17 protein-coding genes and 2 pseudogenes are annotated in these 16,535 nt (G+C 69.4%); 11 read left to right on the forward strand and 8 right to left on the reverse strand.

Annotation, left to right across the window (positions count from 1 at the left end; translation table 11 throughout):
* Nucleotides 1-31 precede the first annotated feature (31 nt).
* Nucleotides 32-415 carry a hypothetical protein gene (locus KBX63_RS26440; RefSeq protein ID WP_210915880.1) on the reverse strand — a complete coding sequence of 128 codons (384 nt, stop codon included), beginning with the start codon at nucleotides 413-415 and terminating at the stop codon, nucleotides 32-34.
* A gap of 79 nt (nucleotides 416-494) precedes the next feature.
* Between KBX63_RS26440 and tnpA the strand changes: the two are divergent.
* Both tnpA and KBX63_RS26450 read left to right on the forward strand, forming a co-directional pair.
* A pseudogene (gene tnpA / locus KBX63_RS26445) lies at nucleotides 495-898 on the forward strand (IS200/IS605 family transposase).
* 107 nt (nucleotides 899-1,005) lie between these two features.
* Nucleotides 1,006-1,416 carry a glycosyl hydrolase family 65 protein gene (locus KBX63_RS26450; protein WP_374102268.1) on the forward strand — a complete coding sequence of 137 codons (411 nt, stop codon included), beginning with the start codon at nucleotides 1,006-1,008 and terminating at the stop codon, nucleotides 1,414-1,416.
* Between the two features lie 78 nt (nucleotides 1,417-1,494).
* Here KBX63_RS26450 and KBX63_RS26455 read toward each other — a convergent pair.
* Nucleotides 1,495-2,949 (reverse strand): annotated as a pseudogene (locus KBX63_RS26455) (CoA-acylating methylmalonate-semialdehyde dehydrogenase).
* On the opposite strand from KBX63_RS26455, the gene KBX63_RS36875 reads away from it, so the two are divergent.
* Nucleotides 2,950-3,090 (forward strand): DUF4326 domain-containing protein, encoded by a 141-nt coding sequence (locus KBX63_RS36875; RefSeq protein ID WP_374102270.1) that lies wholly within the window; start codon nucleotides 2,950-2,952, stop codon nucleotides 3,088-3,090. It begins immediately after the preceding pseudogene.
* Nucleotides 3,091-3,110: 20 nt separating this feature from the next.
* On the opposite strand, the gene KBX63_RS26465 is transcribed toward KBX63_RS36875, so the two are convergent.
* A complete protein-coding gene (locus tag KBX63_RS26465) occupies nucleotides 3,111-3,506 on the reverse strand; it encodes a nitroreductase family deazaflavin-dependent oxidoreductase (RefSeq protein WP_210914668.1) in 396 nt (131 codons plus the stop codon).
* 321 nt (nucleotides 3,507-3,827) lie between these two features.
* On the opposite strand from KBX63_RS26465, the gene KBX63_RS26470 reads away from it, so the two are divergent.
* Nucleotides 3,828-4,982, forward strand: a complete 1,155-nt coding sequence (locus KBX63_RS26470; RefSeq protein WP_210915885.1) for a hypothetical protein — start codon at nucleotides 3,828-3,830, stop codon at nucleotides 4,980-4,982.
* A 70-nt stretch (nucleotides 4,983-5,052) separates the two neighbouring features.
* Here the strand turns inward: KBX63_RS26470 and KBX63_RS26475 are convergent, their stop codons facing one another.
* Complete coding sequence (locus KBX63_RS26475; RefSeq protein WP_210915887.1) at nucleotides 5,053-5,502, reverse strand: VOC family protein; 450 nt, start codon at nucleotides 5,500-5,502, stop codon at nucleotides 5,053-5,055.
* Nucleotides 5,503-5,625: 123 nt separating this feature from the next.
* Here KBX63_RS26475 and KBX63_RS26480 point away from each other — a divergent pair, with 123 nt between their 5' ends.
* A complete protein-coding gene (locus KBX63_RS26480; protein WP_307871855.1) occupies nucleotides 5,626-6,060 on the forward strand; it encodes a TIGR03668 family PPOX class F420-dependent oxidoreductase in 435 nt (144 codons plus the stop codon).
* 16 nt (nucleotides 6,061-6,076) lie between these two features.
* On the opposite strand, the gene KBX63_RS26485 is transcribed toward KBX63_RS26480, so the two are convergent.
* Genes KBX63_RS26485 through KBX63_RS26495 form a run of 3 tightly spaced genes read right to left on the reverse strand, consistent with a single transcriptional unit; the run spans nucleotide 6,077 to nucleotide 7,890 of the window.
* Nucleotides 6,077-6,988, reverse strand: a complete 912-nt coding sequence (locus KBX63_RS26485; protein WP_307871856.1) for a TIGR03619 family F420-dependent LLM class oxidoreductase — start codon at nucleotides 6,986-6,988, stop codon at nucleotides 6,077-6,079.
* A gap of 41 nt (nucleotides 6,989-7,029) precedes the next feature.
* Nucleotides 7,030-7,422, reverse strand: a complete 393-nt coding sequence (locus KBX63_RS26490; RefSeq protein WP_210915894.1) for a DUF2267 domain-containing protein — start codon at nucleotides 7,420-7,422, stop codon at nucleotides 7,030-7,032.
* A gap of 48 nt (nucleotides 7,423-7,470) precedes the next feature.
* The gene (locus KBX63_RS26495) at nucleotides 7,471-7,890 is read right to left on the reverse strand and encodes a DUF2267 domain-containing protein (RefSeq protein WP_210915895.1); all 420 of its coding nucleotides are present in this window, start codon (nucleotides 7,888-7,890) and stop codon (nucleotides 7,471-7,473) included.
* Nucleotides 7,891-8,453: 563 nt separating this feature from the next.
* Here KBX63_RS26495 and KBX63_RS26500 point away from each other — a divergent pair.
* Nucleotides 8,454-9,683, forward strand: coding sequence for a CdaR family transcriptional regulator (locus KBX63_RS26500; RefSeq protein WP_210915896.1), 1,230 nt, complete (start codon nucleotides 8,454-8,456; stop codon nucleotides 9,681-9,683).
* A gap of 44 nt (nucleotides 9,684-9,727) precedes the next feature.
* Here KBX63_RS26500 and KBX63_RS26505 read toward each other — a convergent pair whose 3' ends face one another.
* Entirely contained in the window at nucleotides 9,728-11,641 is a 1,914-nt protein-coding gene (locus tag KBX63_RS26505) for a CocE/NonD family hydrolase (RefSeq protein ID WP_210915897.1), read from the reverse strand.
* 376 nt (nucleotides 11,642-12,017) lie between these two features.
* Between KBX63_RS26505 and KBX63_RS26510 the strand changes: the two genes are divergently transcribed.
* Genes KBX63_RS26510 through KBX63_RS26530 form a run of 5 tightly spaced genes read left to right on the forward strand, consistent with a single transcriptional unit; the run spans nucleotide 12,018 to nucleotide 16,516 of the window.
* On the forward strand, nucleotides 12,018-12,851 hold the full coding sequence (locus KBX63_RS26510; protein ID WP_210915898.1) for a carbohydrate ABC transporter permease: 834 nt from the start codon (nucleotides 12,018-12,020) through the stop codon (nucleotides 12,849-12,851).
* A complete protein-coding gene (locus KBX63_RS26515) occupies nucleotides 12,848-14,149 on the forward strand; it encodes a sugar ABC transporter substrate-binding protein (protein WP_210915900.1) in 1,302 nt (433 codons plus the stop codon). The genes KBX63_RS26510 and KBX63_RS26515 overlap by 4 nt, the downstream gene beginning before the upstream one ends.
* Complete coding sequence (locus tag KBX63_RS26520) at nucleotides 14,142-15,152, forward strand: ABC transporter ATP-binding protein (RefSeq protein WP_210915902.1); 1,011 nt, start codon at nucleotides 14,142-14,144, stop codon at nucleotides 15,150-15,152. The genes KBX63_RS26515 and KBX63_RS26520 overlap by 8 nt, the downstream gene beginning before the upstream one ends.
* Nucleotides 15,149-16,030, forward strand: a complete 882-nt coding sequence (locus KBX63_RS26525) for a carbohydrate ABC transporter permease (RefSeq protein WP_210915904.1) — start codon at nucleotides 15,149-15,151, stop codon at nucleotides 16,028-16,030. The genes KBX63_RS26520 and KBX63_RS26525 overlap by 4 nt, the downstream gene beginning before the upstream one ends.
* An 18-nt stretch (nucleotides 16,031-16,048) precedes the next feature.
* Nucleotides 16,049-16,516, forward strand: coding sequence for a hypothetical protein (locus KBX63_RS26530; protein WP_210915908.1), 468 nt, complete (start codon nucleotides 16,049-16,051; stop codon nucleotides 16,514-16,516).
* Nucleotides 16,517-16,535 lie beyond the last annotated feature (19 nt).

Below are 16,535 nucleotides of genomic sequence, written 5' to 3' on the forward strand. Positions count from 1 at the left end.
GGGAACAACCGGACCTGCACGACGATCTTCACTAGGCGTCCTGGTCGGCGTAGTCCTCTTCGGCGGCCATCGACTTCGGCCACCGCCGCCAGGCAGCCCGGTCCGCTTCGTCTTCGGAGCAGCGAGTCACGGTCGTCAGGTGGGTCACGGCGTCGTCGATGTAGAGCGCAGCCTGATCAACCGTGCCGAGGTCCGGGGCGTCGTAGCCGAGCCGCGCCAGTTCCGCGTCCAGCTCTGCGGCCCGCGCCTCGCTGGCCTGCTGCACACTGCCCGCGTGGCGACGTCGCGCTTCGATCAGCCAGTCCGGCCTGCTCTCACGCAGCGACCGCACGTCCCGTTGGCTCCAGGGGCGGTCAAGTTTCGGCAGGTCCGCGTCGTCGATGCCGAGGACCTTGGCCGCCCAACTCGGCTTCACGACCTCGTCCAGTTTTTCGCAGGCATGACCACACCGTCTCATCTTATCTATGTCACCACCATGAACCCCGGACCCGAATATTCGCAGAGGTAGAAGCGTTGTCTACAACCTGCACCTACATCTTGTCTTCGTCACCAAGTATCGGCGGGACGTCCTCAACGACCCGCGATGCTCATCCACTGCGAACAGGTCATGCCACAGGTCTGCGCCGACCTGGGCGCCGAACTGCGCGAGTTCAACGGCGAGGACGACCACGTCCACCTGCTCGTGCACTACCCGCCCAAACTGCCGATCTCCACACTGGTCAACCGACTCAAGGGCGTCTCAGCGCACTACCTACGCAAGGAGTACACCGACCGGATCAACCGGCACGTCATGCACGGGCACCTATGGTCCCCTTCGTACTTCGCCGCGTCCTGCGGCGGCGCCCCACTAGAAGTGATCAAGGACTACATCAAAGAACAGAAACGTCCCGGTCCGTGACGCGACTCCTCCCAGCCCTGAAGGGCCAGGATTCCTCGCTAATCCAGTTGAGCCGGGTAGCGCACGCATGGGTTCTGGCCCGCACCGATCGCGGCCGATCCTTCGAGATGCTGCTGACCGCACTCGGCACCGACCTCGCGGATCCGGAGCACAGCTCGACGCGGAACGGCATACACCTCGGCGCCACTGCCGGAACGCTGGACATCCTGCAACGCTGCTACACCGGCCTGGAGGCCCGCGGCGACGTGCTCCGGCTCAACCTGCTGCTGCCCGAAGGGCTCGACCGGCTCGACTGCGTGATCCGGTACCGAAACCAGCTGATCTCCCTGCATGTCTACCACGAGCGGTTGCGGATCTCGGCCGCCCCCGGGTCGGGGCAGCCCGTCCCGGTGGCCGTCCGGGGCAGGTCCTTCATGCTCTGCCCCGGTACGATCGTCGCCGTCGCGCTCCACGGCCGCGCCGAGCCCGCGAGTCGACCGGATCAGGGCAGTGCACCGCCCGACGCGGCGGAATCGTGACGAGACCTGGCACGGGCAGCGGGCCGCCCGATGCCGGCGAGATGGCCGTCCCCGGGCGCAGTTGATTCAGGCCGGTGCTCAGCTGTTCTGTGGGAAGCCGAGGTTCACGCCACCGTGGGACGGGTCGAGCCACCGGCTGGTGACGACCTTGGATCTGACGAAGAAGTTCACTCCCTCTGGCCCGTACGCGTGAGCGTCACCGAACAGTGAGTCCTCCAACCCCCGAAGGAGTAGTACGAGACCGGGACCGGGATCGGGACGTTCACCCCGATCATGCCGATCTCGACCTCATTCTGGAACCGGCGAACTGCGCCACCGTCGTTGGTGAAGATCGCCGTACCGTTGCCGTACCGGTTGGCGTTGACGAGTTCGACGGCGGCGCCGTAGCTGGGCAGCCGGAGCACCGAGAGGACCGGTCCGAAGATCTCGTCGGTGTATATGGACATGTCGCTGTCGACATGGTCGAAGAGAGTCGGTCCGAGCCAGAAGCCGGCTTGCTCACCGTCGATCGGGTGGTTCCGCCCGTCGACCACCAGCTGCGCCCCCGCGGACCGACCAGCGTCCAGGTAAGACATCACCCGGTCGCGGTGAGCGCCGGTGACCAGCGGCCCCATCTCGCAGCCCGGGCGACGGCCGTCGCCGACGTGGAGTGCCGCGATCCGTTCGCTGATCTTGCCGACGAGCTCGTCACCGACCGGGTCGACGGCCACGACGACGGAGATGGCCATGCAGCGCTCGCCGGCCGAGCCGAAGCCGGCCGAGACGGCGGCGTCGGCGGCCGAGGTCGAGGTCGGCGTCGGGCAGCACGACCATGTGGCTCTTCGCGCCGCCGAGCGCCACCCGCTTGCCGTTACGGGTGCCCGTTTCGGAGCCGACAAACGAGATAGCCTTGACCGTCGGGTGTTCGAGAATCCGGTCGACCGCCTCCTTGTCGCCGTGCACGACGTTGAGAACGCCGTCCGGCAGCCCGGCCTCCGCGAACAACTCCGCCAGGAAGTTCGACGCGGACGGGTCCTTCTCGCTCGGCTTGAGCACCACCGTGTTGCCGCACGCGATGGCGTTCGGCACGAACCACAGCGGGACCATGGCCGGGAAGTTGAAGGGGGTGATCACCCCGACCACGCCGAGCGGCTGCCGGATGGAGTACACGTCCACCTGGGCCGAGGCGTTCTCGCTGAACCCGCCCTTCAGCAGTTGCGGGATCCCGGAGGCGAACTCGACCGCCTCCAGCGCACGCTGGATCTCCCTCGCGGCGTCGGAGAGCACCTTGCCATGCTCGGCGGTGATGATCTGGGCGAGGTCGGACTTTCGGGCGTTGAGCAGTTCCCGGAAGGAGAACATGACGCTCATCCGCCGGGCGAGGGATGCGCTACGCCATCGGGTGAACGCCTCGTCGGCGGCGGCGACCGCCTCATCGACGACCGAGGCGGTTGCGAAGTCGACCTGTCCGGAGACCTGGCCGGTGGCGGGGTCGTAGTCCGCCCCGACCCTGACGGCACCCGAAACGAGATCCTCGACAAGTACCGGGCGTATCTGCTCGGCCGACCCGACCTCCTCGCCCTCCGCGCCGGCCTGCGCGGACGCCGGCTCGGCTGCTGGTGCGTGCCGGAGCGCTGCCACGCCGAGGTTATCGCCGAACTCGCCGACTCGCTGCCACCGTCGAGCCTTCGGTAGAAAGCCCGGCGGAGATCTGCCTAGCGGACGTGGTCTGCATCGGGCACGGTGTCGAGATAGAGGAAGTCGGTCACGCCGATCACCCCGACGACCTGGCGCACGACCGGCGGCATGTCCCGGCGGGTGGGGTCGTGCACGAGGCGGGGACCGGTGAGGGGCACTCGCCGGCCGCGGGTCTCCAGCTCACAGCCGCCGGCCGCCAGTACGTTTCTCGCCCAGTCGGTGACCCCGTAGGTCAGCGCGGCGACGTAACCGTCGGACGTCCGGAAGATATTGATCGGAGTCCGGTACACCCGACCGGAGCGGCGGCCCCGGTGGATGATGACGCCGAAGCCGGGCAGCCGCCCGGCCAGCGGACCGGTCACGCGGTTGGTGACGACCCAGTTGAACCGCGCCAAGCGTCTGGGTAACACCATGGCCACCATGTTCGCCCAGGTGCGATCGACGCGTCGGCCGGACACTTCGATCGCTGCACTGGTTTTGCTAACCGCCGACCGGGCGGCATGGTGCTGCCAGGATTCCAGAACGCCCACATTCACCCGCCCTCGGCCCGGCGCAACCGGCCACGGGTCTGGCTCAACGACCTCGGGGGCGTCTGCCGACCGGCTCGCCGAGTGCGGCGGCGACAATAGCACGATTAATGCTATTTGGCGGCACATGTGGCGTTGCAAACATAGCAGCACCCGTATGGCCAGCCGGAGAGATGTGAAGCAGCATGTAGACAAAGTTTTAGTGGGGTGGTTCAGGTGGTCAGTACCTGTAAAACAATTCGCAATTTTCGCCAGTTCCCCGTGGAGGCCCAGCGATCGGCGGATGGGGCGGCACAGGAGCGTGAGCGGCGCCTCCAGACGATCACCAAAAAGCGCAGCAGCAAAGCTGCGAAGCTGTCGGCTCACGCAAGCCAGCGGCTGCAGCGCCTGCTAGGAGACGACACCTGGGCGGACTTGAGGCAACTGATGCAGCAGGAACGGCTGACGTTTCGTGACCTGCTCCAGCCGCCCCAAGGGTTGAGGTCGCCCTACGCGAAACTCAACAAAGCCAGGAAACATAAGGCCGACGCATTCCTGCGAAGTCGAGACGTCAGACGCGAGGCCATTGCCGCAATAGCGACGGATTACCACGATTCAATAACCGACGTCTTCACGGTCGACGACAACATCAGCACCGGATTCCACCTCTCGAGCAACCTCGACAAGTGGTTGAGCCTGTCTCCGTTCCACGATCATGCGCTCCCCTGGGGAGTCTTCGAACCCGACGACAGCCAGGACCCGCACCGGTGGGAAGTGTTCCGGCCGCCGTTCTTCGGGTTCAACTTCGGCTTCACCCCGGTGCACAACGACAACTTCGTCGTTGATCGCATCCATACGCTCAACCCGTCGGTCGGCGACGTCGGCATCTCGATCACAATGGACAACAGCGACGCAGGCGACTTCGACTACGCGTCCGGCGACGCGTTCAGCTCGATAGCGTTCGGCTTCGTGCCGCCCACCACCGGCCTGGTCGAGGTCCTCATCGACGCGCAGTGCGTCGAGGCGACGCACCGCCTGGAAACAGAGGACGAATGGGGCTGGTCGAACTCTGGCACAGGCCAGCGGAACTTCCTGATGCTCGACGTCCTGCATCCCAACGTGGCCGAGCCCTCGTATGCCGAGATGTCGGTCTTCCACGAGGAGACCGACGATGACGAGAGCTTCCTGCAGGAGAAGTTGACCCGTGGCGCCCACTACTTCGCGCAACTGTTCAGCGCGGGGCCGGTGCCGGCAGGTCAGTCCGTCGTCGTGTGCGCCGGGACGCGTTCGTTCGACATCAGCGGCACAAACGACGTGTCCATTGACAGCACGTCCGACTTTAGGTGGTTCATCAGCTCGGTAGAGGTACGAGTCTCGCCCTGATCACCAGGGGCCCGATCACGATGGTTGGTCTGGCCGTGACCAAGGGTGCCGGCGGCGCCTGTCGTCAGGCTCAGGCAGAGGCTGCCCGACCCATCTCGGCGAGGATCCCGGTGCCCTGGCCGAGCTCGATCAGGTAGCCGTCCGGATCACGCAGGTAGCACCGGATCTCGACGCCATGGTCCTTCGGCTCGGTCAGGAACTCCCCACCCCGTGACCGCCACTGCTCATAGACCGCCCGGACGTCGGTGACCCGGACGTTCATCGCGCCGCTGAGCGTCCGCGAATCCGGCGGCGCCTGCGCCTGCACATCCGGCTTGTCGTCGGTCGGACCACCCTCGTCGTTGATCACGATGTAGCTGTTGTGGAACCGCAGGATCGCCGGCTGGCGTTCCCGCACCACCGTCGCTCCCAGCACCCGCTGGTAGAACTCCCGTGAACGGTCCACATCCCGCACGATCAGCAGGTGCGTCAGCACCAGCCCAGCCTCGGGCTGGAAGTAGTCGGGCGCCTCGCTCGCCATCACGCCTCCCCCGGGTCCGATCGGCACGGCGTACCCGAGTGCGGCGCTGGCACACCCACCGGCTCGACGATGCCGCGGCCACAACGAGTCACCATGGCCGGGTCGGCTGTTACCGTCGGGTCTGTGCCCGCCGACGAGATCCGGCATCGGGTCCGGTCGGCCAGGGTGGCCCGGTTGGCCACCGTCGCGGCGGATGGGCGTCCCCACCTGGTGCCCGTGTGCTTCGTGCTGCTCGACGAGGTCGTCTACCACGTGGTGGATGAGAAGCCCAAGCGCCACCGGCGGCTACGCCGGCTCGAGAACATTCAGGCGACGGGGCACACCTGCCTGCTGGTCGACGAGTACGACGAGGACTGGTCGCGGCTGTGGTGGGTCCGGCTGGACGGGCACGGCCGGCTGGTGCAGGACCGCGCCGAGGAGGCTACGGCCCGCGCGGCCCTGGCCGACAAGTACCCGCAGTACGTCCAGCGGCCACCAGCCGGACCGGTGGTCGCGATCCGGGTGACCGGCTGGTCGGCGTGGACTGCGGCGGACGCGGCGACCGACCCGGCCGGGTGAGCGCCGGTCAGGGGTGTCAGCGGGTGGGAGCGAGGGCGTCGAGCACCTCGTCGGCCCGGCGCAGCGACGCCTGCGCGTCGGCGCGGGGTGAGCCGATCTCCGGATCGAAGTTGAGGTCCACGAACAGTTCCGTGATGCCGGCTTCGGCAAGCCTGCCGAGATCCGATCGGATCTGCTCGAGCGTGCCGGTGAGCGGCTCGCGATCGGGCGGGCCGGTCGGGCGTACGCGGACCGCGCCGCGGCAGACGAATCGCAGTGAGCCGGGATCGCGGCCGGCCTCCGCAGCGGCGGCCTTGACGGTCGCGACCGCCTCGCCGATGCCCGTCAGGTCCGCCTGGCTGCCACTGACCCAGCCGTCGGCGAGCCGGCCGGCCCGGCGCAGCGCGGCGGGCGCCTGGCCGCCGAGCAGGATCGGCGGGTGTGGCCGCTGCACGGGTTTCGGCTCCAGGCGCGTCGGCGGGACCTGGTAGAACTCGCCGCGATGCTCGGCGACGTCGTCCTGCCAGAGAGCGCGGAGAACGGCGAGGAACTCCTCGGCGCGCTGGCCCCGCCGATGCTTGCTCACCCCCGTCGCCTGGTACTCCTCATCCGCCCAGCCCAGGCCGAGACCCACGTCGAGTCGTCCGCCGGCGAGGATGTCGAGAGTCGCTGTCTGCTTGGCCAGCAGCACCGGAGAGACGAACGGCATGTTGAGCACCGCGACGCCGAGCCGGATCCGCGTGGTGTGGGCCGCCAGGAACGCCAGCGTGGTCAGCGGGTCCTGGACGCCGTGGTAGGTCTCGCTCCAACCGAGGTCAGCGGGGACCAGGAGCCGCTGGAACGTCCAGAGCGAGTGGTATCCGAGCTGCTCGGCGCGGCGGGCGACATGGATCATGTTCTCCGGTGTGGCCCACGAGCCGGAGACGGGCGGGGCGAATCCAACCTCCACCCGCGCACCGTACCCGGATCGGACCAGAGAAGTGGCTAGGTTCAGGCCCCGACGCTGCGGTCCACCGGACGCAGCAGCCGCCGGAAGTCCTTCGGCAGCTCGGATTCCAGGCTCTCAAGGTCTTCCGCGCTCACCGCCTCGCGCAGGGTTGTCAACACGGCGCGGGCAACCTCAGCGGTCCGGTCGCCATCCGTTCCCGCGCGGACCCCCACCTCATTGAGGAACTCCACGAGGTCGAGCTGTTCGGCGAAGTCCACGTCCTTGTGCAGGTACCCCCGCAACTCCTCGGGGACCTGGGAAGCCAGGTGCCGCGCCTCGCCGCCACTGACGCCTTCCCCCAAGGTCGTGAGCGTGGCCCCGACGATCTTTGCCGCCTCCGCCGCCGGCATGCCCGCCCGCTTCCCCACCGATTCGAGAAACTCGGCGTAGTTCACCAGTTCTCCTTCCCGACCAGTTGGTGTGCCTCGCAGCGTCCGTGCGTGCTACGAGCCGAGGTGCTGCCGGCCACCGGCGCCCACCGGTTCGATCACCTGCTGGAACTCCTTCGGCAGCTGGGCCAGCGCGTCCTCGAACTGGTCACGGGAAACAGCCTCACGGAGCGTGGTGAGCACCGCGCCGACCCCGGCAGCGGCGAGCGCACGGTCGATGGCCGGGTGGTCCGCCACCCGCCGCACGAACTCGTCGAGCCCGAACGACTGGGCATGTTCCTGCCTTCTATGCGGTAGGGGTCTGCGCAGGTGATCGTCAAGCCCTCCGGGAAGCTGATACGCAAGGTTCTCAGCCTGGCCGGCACTGATCCGATCTGCCAACGTCTCCAACGTCGCGCGGCTGAGTGTCGCCGCCTGATCGGTCGACACCTTCGCCCGCGTGGCCACTGCGTTGATGAAATCCTGGTATTCCACCTGATTCTCCTTCCAAGCCGGATCGCCGTCGAACCGCCAGTTGCGAGCCCCTGACCTCAATGCGCCGCGATCGCACACTTCACCTCTCGGGTGCCGAGCGAACTGGTACCTCGACAGCCTCCTGGGACGGGGGGTGACCCCGCCTCATCCCCATCGGGCGAATCACCGAGCCGCGCTACGGTGACATCCTCAACATTCCGATGGACGGCACGGGCGGCAGCGCCGGCCCCGCCTGTCGGGCTTGGGCGGGCGAGCAGCAGCAGGCCATCGGCGCAGCTCGCCGCCATCCTCAGCTCGCACAGGTCCGCGTGTGGTCTCCTCGCCCACGGCACCACTGTCGGTATGTCCGGCCAACGGCCGATCTCGGCGGGTGGCCGGCAAATGGCCCGGCGGTGTCCACGGCCGGAATCACCGGCTACGGCCCGATAGACGGTTGTGAAGGTCCGCGTCGCCCAGCATGATCGTTCTGTGGCGCGGTGGCCACCCGGTCGCCGGGAGACTCGGGCAGCCCCTCGGGGTGCTGCCGCGGTGACGACCCAGTGAGGAGGTGACGGGACGATCTCATGCAAGGGGAACTGCAACGCCTCGTCGACGCACTCGCCGCGTACGCGGGCCGCCCGGCGCTGATCGAGGACCGCCGTCAGCGGGTGGTGGTCTACAGCGAGCACACCGGGTTGATGGACGACGTGCGCAAGGCGTCAATCCTGCGCCGGCAGAACACCCCGGAGGTGATGGCGTGGTTCCGGGACGTCGGCGTCATGGACGCCCGTACCGCGGTGCGTACGCAGGCGTCGCGAGAGCTCGACCTGCTGCCGCGGGTCTGCGTGCCGATCCGTCACCAGGACCTGCTGCTGGGGTTCGTGTGGTTCATCGACCCGGACGGCACGATGGCCGACGCGGACATCACCGCCACCGGCCTGATGAGCGAGCTGTCGCTGGCGCTGTACCGGGAGAACCTTCTCGGTGAGCTGGCCTCCCAACGGGAGACCGAGGCGGCGCGGACCCTGCTCTCCGACAGCGACGTCAGCCGGGACCAGTCGCTGCGGACCCTGCGCGAGACCGGCCTGATCGTCGGGGACGGGCGGGTCACCGCGCTTGTCGCGCAGCTGGTGCCGCCGCACGGCGAACTGCCCGACGAGGTTGCCCGGCTGGCCCTGGAGCAGGCGCTGGTCACCACCCGGCGGTGGATCGGCACCCGGGAGGCGCTGCACCTGGTCCGCGACGACCACGGGGTGCTGCTGCTCTGCGGCGAGCGGGGCGCCGGGCGCCCTTCCCCCGAGGTCGTCGCGAAGCTGCTCGACGACAACCTGCGGCAGGCGACCCGCGGGCTCGGCTCGGTGGAGCGCGTCGTGGTCGGGGTCGGGCAGCCGCGGCCCCGGCTGACCGAGGCGATCGCGTCGTACGGGGAAGCGCTGCAGTCGGCCCGGGTGGGCGTGCGGTTGCCGGCGCTCGGCCCGGTGGTGTCGTGGGCGGGGTTGGGCATCTACCGCGTGCTGTCGCGGATGGAGGGTCGGCACCTGGACATCGCCGACGTGCACCCCGGGCTTGATCGGTTGCTGCGGGAGCAGCCGAATCCGGTGTTGCTGCAGACCTTGGAGCGCTATCTGGATCTGGCCGGGAACGCGCACGCCACTGCCAAGCAGCTACGCCTGCACCGCACCACGCTCTACTACCGGCTGCAGCGGATCGAGGAGTTGGCCGACACGGACCTGAAGAACGGAAACGAGCGGCTCTGTCTGCACCTGGCGCTGAAGCTGGGCCGGTTGACCGGCGCCTACCGGCCGCAGGAGTGACGCCGGTGGGCAGGGCGCTACCGCCCCGCCCACCGGGTCCCCAGTTACAAGCCTGCGGCCACGGCCGCCGACCGGCCACCGACGATCGGTAGCTCGATCCGGCTGCGGTCGAAGTGGACGCTGATGTCGGCCCGGTTCTGCTTCGCCCGGCTGCTGTAGCCGGAGTACGAGCCGAGTAGCACGACGCCGACCTGGTTGCCGGCCGCGAAGACGTAGTCCTCGGGGAGCAGCGGCACGTCGACGGAGTTCTTCCTGCCCGGCACCAGCGGCGTGGCCACGGACGGCGACTTCAGGTTGAGGCCGTCCAGGATGCCCTTGGTCACCAGCTCCTGCGGATCGGTGACGACGGTCTTCTCGGTCTGTCGGTAGCAGGCGTCCTCGGCGTGTCCGCCCCAGGTGGCCGAGTCACCCCAGCAGTCCTCGGTGGTCAGCGTCCGGATGCCGTCGCCCGAGGTGCTGAACCGCGGCCGGGTGCCGTAGTCCACCAGCAGGCCGGCGAAGCTGGTGTCCTCGCCGTTCACCGATGCGTTGATCTTGACGATCGGGGTGCCCGAGATGTGCAGTGGCTGGCGCAGCGGTTGGGAGAGCAAGACCAACCGGTTCTCCGTGTTCGCCGCCGGGTCCGACGGGTGCCGGATCGCGTTGGTCTGGCTCATCGACGGGGTGTCCTGGAACGTCCGGGACGCCTTACCCGGCTGCGGGCGGACCGACAGCCCGCCGGCCGCCCCCTCGTCGCCGGGGCGCAGGAACACCTGGGTGCTCCGGACGGCCGGGACCGGCCAGCTGCGGTAGGTCTCCCAGACGTCCGGCGTCCGCTCGATGTCGGCCATCGGCTCGGCCATGATACCGTTCTTCACCCCGTGCAGCCAGAAGTCGAACCACCGGTGCAGGGTGTCCACCCACTCACCCCGCCGGAAGTCGAACGGGTCGATGTGACCGGTGCCGGTCAGCCAGAGCTTGCGCGGCACGTTCTCCTCGGCCAGCGCGTCCCACCACTTGCTGAAGTGGTCCGCGCGGACGTTGTTGTCGTTGATGCCGTGGACCACGAACACACTCGCCCGCACCCGGTCCGCGTGCGGGACGTAGTCCCGCTCGGCCCAGAAGGCGTTGTAGTCGCCGGTGACGTCGTCGCCGTCGACGCCGAGCTGGGTCCGCACCGGCGCACAGTGCTCCCGCCGCTCCGGGTTGGTGACCGTGTTGGAGAGACTGCCGGAGTAGTTGTTCGCCCGGGTGACCAGGCCGTTGCTGCGCGAGTAGTCGTACCAGCTGGAGATCGCCGAGATCGGCACGATGGTGGTGAGCCCTCGCACGCCGCTGGCGGCAGCCGCGTTGGCCAGCGTCCCGTCGTACGACTTGCCGATCATGCCGGTCTTGCCGTTGTGCCAGTCGGCGACGACCCGCTCGCCGGTCGCGTCGGTGCCGGCCCGACGACCGTTGAGCCAGTCGATCGCGGTCGGCGCGCTGACGTTGTCGGCGCGGCCACCGGTGACCGGACAGCCGGTCGAGTTGTTGGTGCCGATCATGTCGAGCAGCACCACCGCGTAGCCGCGCGGGACGAAGTAGTTGTCGTAGAAGAGCGGCCACTGGTCGTTGAGGCCGTCGCCGTCGATGTCAGCCTTGCACTCGCTCTCGTTGCCTCGACACACGGTGGAGTAGTAGGGACTGGCATCCATGATCACCGGCACCCGCAGGCCGGCCTGGCTGGCTTTGGGCCGGATGATGTCCATCGCCACGACGTCGCGGGCGCCGTCGCCATCGGTGTCGACGTCGGAGGTGACGAACACCCGCTCGCGGATCGCGTCGGCATACCCGAACACCGGCTGGGTGACTCCGTGCTGAATGACCGGCCTGACCCGGCCCGCCGTCGGGTTCGCCGTCGCGGTTGCCGCCGGCAGGCCGACGGCGATGGCCGCAACGACCACCACCGACGCTCGCCACCAGCTCCTTGTGGTTCGCATGGTGCTCCTCCCCATCTCCGGCACCGGCCGTGGACCTGGTCGTCCCGGGCGAGGACGACGTGCCGGCGGTGCGGCAGTTGTCTCGCACCCTAGAAACCGATTCACGGATGGTCATCGGACAGATGCGGGAGGTGATCGCCGTCCGGTCCTACGTCTGTCGCATCTCGACAGGCGTAGGACCAGAGAGCGGGTGATTCCAACAGGTGCCCGATGACGCGCCGGCCGCCCGGCCATAGGTTCGCCGCACCACCTCCGCCGGCCGACCCGACCGTCACCCAGGATCACCAGCGGAGCCCATCGGCGGCATCGGAGACGAGCGCGCCAACTAGTCGACGGGCGACGGGAAGGGCGGGATGTGCGGTTCTCGGGTCCAGCCGTGATCCCGCGGTTCATGGGGCGGTTCCTGGTGCCGGCGGCGTTCGCGGCGCTCTTCGCCGCACCACTGTGGTTCATGGTGGTCGGCTCACTACGACCCGCAGGCCTGCCCCCGCCCCGCACCTTCGAGGTACTCCCACCCGAACCGAGCGTGGCCGCGTACGCCCGGCTGCCTGAGCTGATCCCACTGTTCCGATACCTGGCCAACTCCGCGCTGGTCGTCGCGGTCGCCGTGCCGCTGACCGTCATCGTCGCCTCACTGACCGGCTTCGGGCTGCGGCTGTTGACGCCGGCGGCCCGCCGCCGGGCGGTCCTGGGCCTGCTGGCGGTGCTCCTGGTGCCGGTCACCGCGGTGTGGGCCACCCGGTTCGAGCTGTTCCGGCTGGCCGGCGTGGTCGACACGTACGTCCCGTTGCTGGCCCCGGCACTGCTCGCCGGCAGCCCCTTCCTGGTGCTGCTCTACGCGTGGAGCTTCGGCGGCGTACCGGACACCCAGCTCGGGGCGGCCCGGCTGGAGGGCGCCGGTTGGTTGACGATCTGGCGCCGGGTAGCGCTGCCGCAGGTGCGCCCGGCGACGCTGGCCGTCGGCGTGCTCGCCTTCACGCTGCACTGGTCCAACCTGATCGACCCGCTGCTCTACCTGCAGAGCGGTGACCGCTACACATACCCGCTCGGCCTGCAGTTCCTGCGGCTGCTGAACCCGACGGACTGGCCGCTGCTGATGGCCGCCTGCGTTGTCGCGACAGCGCCGTGCGTGGTGGTGTTCCTGCTCGCTCAGCGAATCCTGCTCAACGACGATCCGCTGGCGGCACTGAGATCTGGAGGTCGTAGGTGAGCACGTTCCGCGCTCGACGATGGGTTGCCCTGATCACCGCCGCGCTGTTGCTCGGCTACGCGGCCGGCTGCGGCGCAGGCGACCGCGCGGTCGACCGGCCAGGGATTACGGTCGTGCTCTTCGGCGACGCTGAGGAGATCGCCGGCTACCGCAGCCTCGTCGCCGCCTTCGAGCAGGCCCACCCCGACGTGCCCGTCAACCTCTCCCCCGTCGCCACCCAGGACGATCTGATGGCCCGCCTGACCACCTCGTTCGCTGGCGGGCAGCCACCGGACGTGTTCCTGCTCAACTACCGCCGTTACGGCCAGTTCGCCGCCCAGCAGGCGATCGAGCCGGCGCAGGCGTACCTCGACCGCAGCGAGGCGCTGAAGGAGAGCGACTTCTCCCCGCGGGCACTGGACGCCTTCCGGTTCGACGGCAAGACGCTGACCTGCCTACCGCAGAACATGTCCTCCCTGGTCGTCTACTACAACGCCGACCTGTTCGCGGCGGCCGGCGTGCCACTGCCGAAGGCCGGCTGGACCTGGGACGACTTCCTGGCCGCCGGGCAGGCCCTGACCGGCGACGGAAAGTACGGCGTGGGCGTGGAGCCGTCCCTGCCGCGGCTCGCCCCGTTCGTCTGGTCCAACAGAGGTGAGCTGGTCGACCACCCGGACAAGCCGACCACCCTGACCCTCACCGGTGACCCGGCCAGCCGCGCCGCCGTCGACTGGTTCCTCGACCTGCAACTGAAGCACCACGTCGTGCCGCCGGACGCCGAGGAGCAGAGCGAGTCGAGTGAGGCCCGGTTCCTGCGCGGCACGCTCGGCATGTACCTCAACAGCCGGGTCGCCGTGCCGACGCTGCGCACCATCGACGGCTTCACCTGGGACGCGGCACCGCTGCCGATCGCGCCGGGCGGCGTACCCGCGTCGATCCTGCACAGCGACGCCTACTGCATGAGCGCCGGCCTACCCGACCACGACCAGGCCTGGCGGTTCATCGAGTTCGCGATGGGCGGGCAGGGCCAGCGGATCCTCGCCGGGTCGGGCCGCACGGTGCCGTCCCGGCTCGACGTGGCCAACTCCCCCGACTTCCTCAACCCGCAGCAGCCCCCTCGGTCGTCGCGGGTGTACCTCGACGCCGAGCCGCACCTGCGCGCCACCCCGCGCACCGGCACCTGGTCGCGGGTGGAGCGCGAGGCCGGCGGCCTGCTCGAGGAGGTCTTCTACGGCCGGATCGGACGCGAGGAGGGGCTGCGACAGCTGGAGGAGAAGCTCCGGCCGCTCTTCGCGCTCCCGGTGGGCGCCGGTGGCTGAGCAGGGCGTGATCCGACTCGAATCGCTGACCAAGTCGTACGGGAAGATCATTGCCCTCGACGGCGTCGACCTGGCGGTGCGCGCCGGCGAGATGGTCACCCTGGTCGGCCCGTCCGGCTCCGGCAAGTCGACGATCCTGCGGCTGATCGCCGGGCTGGACCGGCCGGACCGTGGTCGCGTCGTCGTCGACGGGCAGGACGTGGCCCAGGTGCCACCGCACCGCCGCGCGGTGGCAATGGTCTTCCAGGACTACGCGCTCTACCCCCACCTCACCGTCCGCGGCAACCTCCTGTTCGGGCTGCGGGTCCGCCGCGTCCGGCGCGCGGAGGCCGAGGAGCGGGCCCGGGCGGCGGCCGACCGGCTCGGCATCGCGGATCTGCTCGACCGCTACCCCGACGAGACCTCCGGCGGGCAGCGCCAGCGCATCGCCCTGGCCCGCGCGCTGCTACGCGAGCCGACCGTCTATCTGCTCGACGAGCCGCTGGCCAGCCTGGACGCGCCGCTGCGCTTCGCCACCCGCGCCGACCTGCTCACCCTGCACCGCGAACTGGGCACCACCACCATCCACGTCACCCACGACCAGGCCGAGGCGATGACGCTCGGCGACCGGGTCGTCGTCCTCGACCACGGTCGGGTCCGTCAGATCGGCCCGCCGCAGCAGGTCTACGACGAACCCGCGGACACCTTCGTGGCCGGCTTCCTGGGCAGCCCGCCGATGAACCTGGTACGCGGTGGCGGCGTGCTGGGCGGCGCCACCGACGGCATCGTCGGCGTACGCCCGGAGGATCTGCGGATCGACCCCGACGGACCGGTGGCGGCGACCGTCGAGGCGGTGGAGGCGCTCGGCAGCGAGGCCATCCTGCTGACCCGCTGCGACGACGGCACGCGGCTGACCGTCCGCACCGGCCCCCGGCCCGGCGTGTGGCCGGGCGACCAGGTGCGACTGCGCGCCGACCCGGGCCGGGTCCACCGCTTCGACGCCGACACCGGGCGACGCCGGTGAGCACCGGCCGGGTCAGCCGGCCGCTGACCGCGTGGGCGTTCCTCGCGCCGTACGCGGTGGCGGTCGCGCTGCTGATCGCGCTGCCCGCACTGCTCAACCTCGGCTACGCGTTCACCGACCACACCGGACTGACCCGGGACCCGCGGTTCGTCGGCTTGGACAACGCGCGCCGCCTGCTCGCCGACAATTTCCTCGCCGACAGCATCCGGGCCTCCGCGATCCACCTGGCGCTGGCCGTACCGCTGCGGCTGCTGGCCGCCATCGGGCTCGGGCTGCTGCTGGCCGCGCCCCGCCCTGGCGGCCGCTGGTTCCGCGTCGCGGTCTACCTGCCGACCGTCGTACCCGACGTGGCCCTGGCGGTGCTCTTCCTGTGGGTGCTCAACCCGCTCTACGGCCCGCTCAACCAACTGCTCGGGCTCTTCGGCCACCCGGGCATGAACTGGCTCGCCGAGCCCGGCTCCGCGCGGCTGGCGGTGGCGCTGATGCTCGCGTTCCCGATCGGTGAGGGGTTCATCGTCGTGCTCGCCGCCCGACGGATGCTCGACGGACGGCTGTACGAGGCGGCGGCGCTGGAAGGTTGCGGCCCGTTCGGCCAGCTGCGCCGGCTCACGCTGCCGCTGCTCGCGCCGGTGCTGGTGCTACTCGCCGTCCGCGACACGATCCTCACCCTGCAGGTCAACTTCGTGCCGGCGTACGTCCTCACCGACGGCCGGCCCGCCAACGCCACGCTCTACCTGCCGGTCTACATCTTCGACCAGGTCTTCGAGTTCTCCGGCTTCGCCTACGGGGCCATGATCACGAGCGTCCTCATGGTGGTCACCGGGGTCATCATCACCGCGCTGCTGCTGATGGTGCGACGCTGGCGGGTGCTGCGCTGAGCATGACATCCTGCTGCGGTGAGACTCCGGATGTTCGCCGTCGTCGTCACGGTTCCGCTGCTCGTCGCCTGCGGCGGCACGGACGCCGGGCAGCCCACCGACCGGGGGCCGGGAATGCTCGCGAACCTGCCCAGCTGCGACCGAGTGCCACTGGACGCCGACGCCGAGGTTGACAGCCAGGTCACCGGCCTGCTCCTGCCGGAAGGCGCGCGGGTCACCTCGGTGGTCGAGCAGGGCGCCCTGACCACGGTCGCGGCCACCATCCGGATGACCCCGCTGGACGTCCGCGCCCACTACGAGAGCCGTGGCGACATCGACCTGCTGCGCGCCGAGGACGAGGTGTTCGAGGCCGAGGTGCTGATGCGGGCGCAGGAACGACGGACGTACCTGCGGGCCACCGCGCTCTGCGCGGACGGAACGACGCTGACCGCGGTGGTCGGTCCGGACTCGGAAGATGCCGGCCTACCCGAGTTCCAGAGCAACTGACCATCAAACCGCTCTCGAC

This window comes from Micromonospora sp. U21 (genome assembly GCF_018070045.1).
Taxonomy (GTDB): Bacteria; Actinomycetota; Actinomycetes; order Mycobacteriales; family Micromonosporaceae; genus Micromonospora.

Coding starts and splice junctions, on each gene's coding strand:
- KBX63_RS26450 (WP_374102268.1), top strand. CDS start 1,006: ATGCTGCTGACCGCACTCGGCACCGACCTCGCGGATCCGGAGCACAGC.
- KBX63_RS26465 (WP_210914668.1), bottom strand. CDS start 3,506: ATGGTGTTACCCAGACGCTTGGCGCGGTTCAACTGGGTCGTCACCAAC.
- KBX63_RS26475 (WP_210915887.1), bottom strand. CDS start 5,502: ATGGCGAGCGAGGCGCCCGACTACTTCCAGCCCGAGGCTGGGCTGGTG.
- KBX63_RS26500 (WP_210915896.1), top strand. CDS start 8,454: ATGCAAGGGGAACTGCAACGCCTCGTCGACGCACTCGCCGCGTACGCG.
- KBX63_RS26505 (WP_210915897.1), bottom strand. CDS start 11,641: ATGCGAACCACAAGGAGCTGGTGGCGAGCGTCGGTGGTGGTCGTTGCG.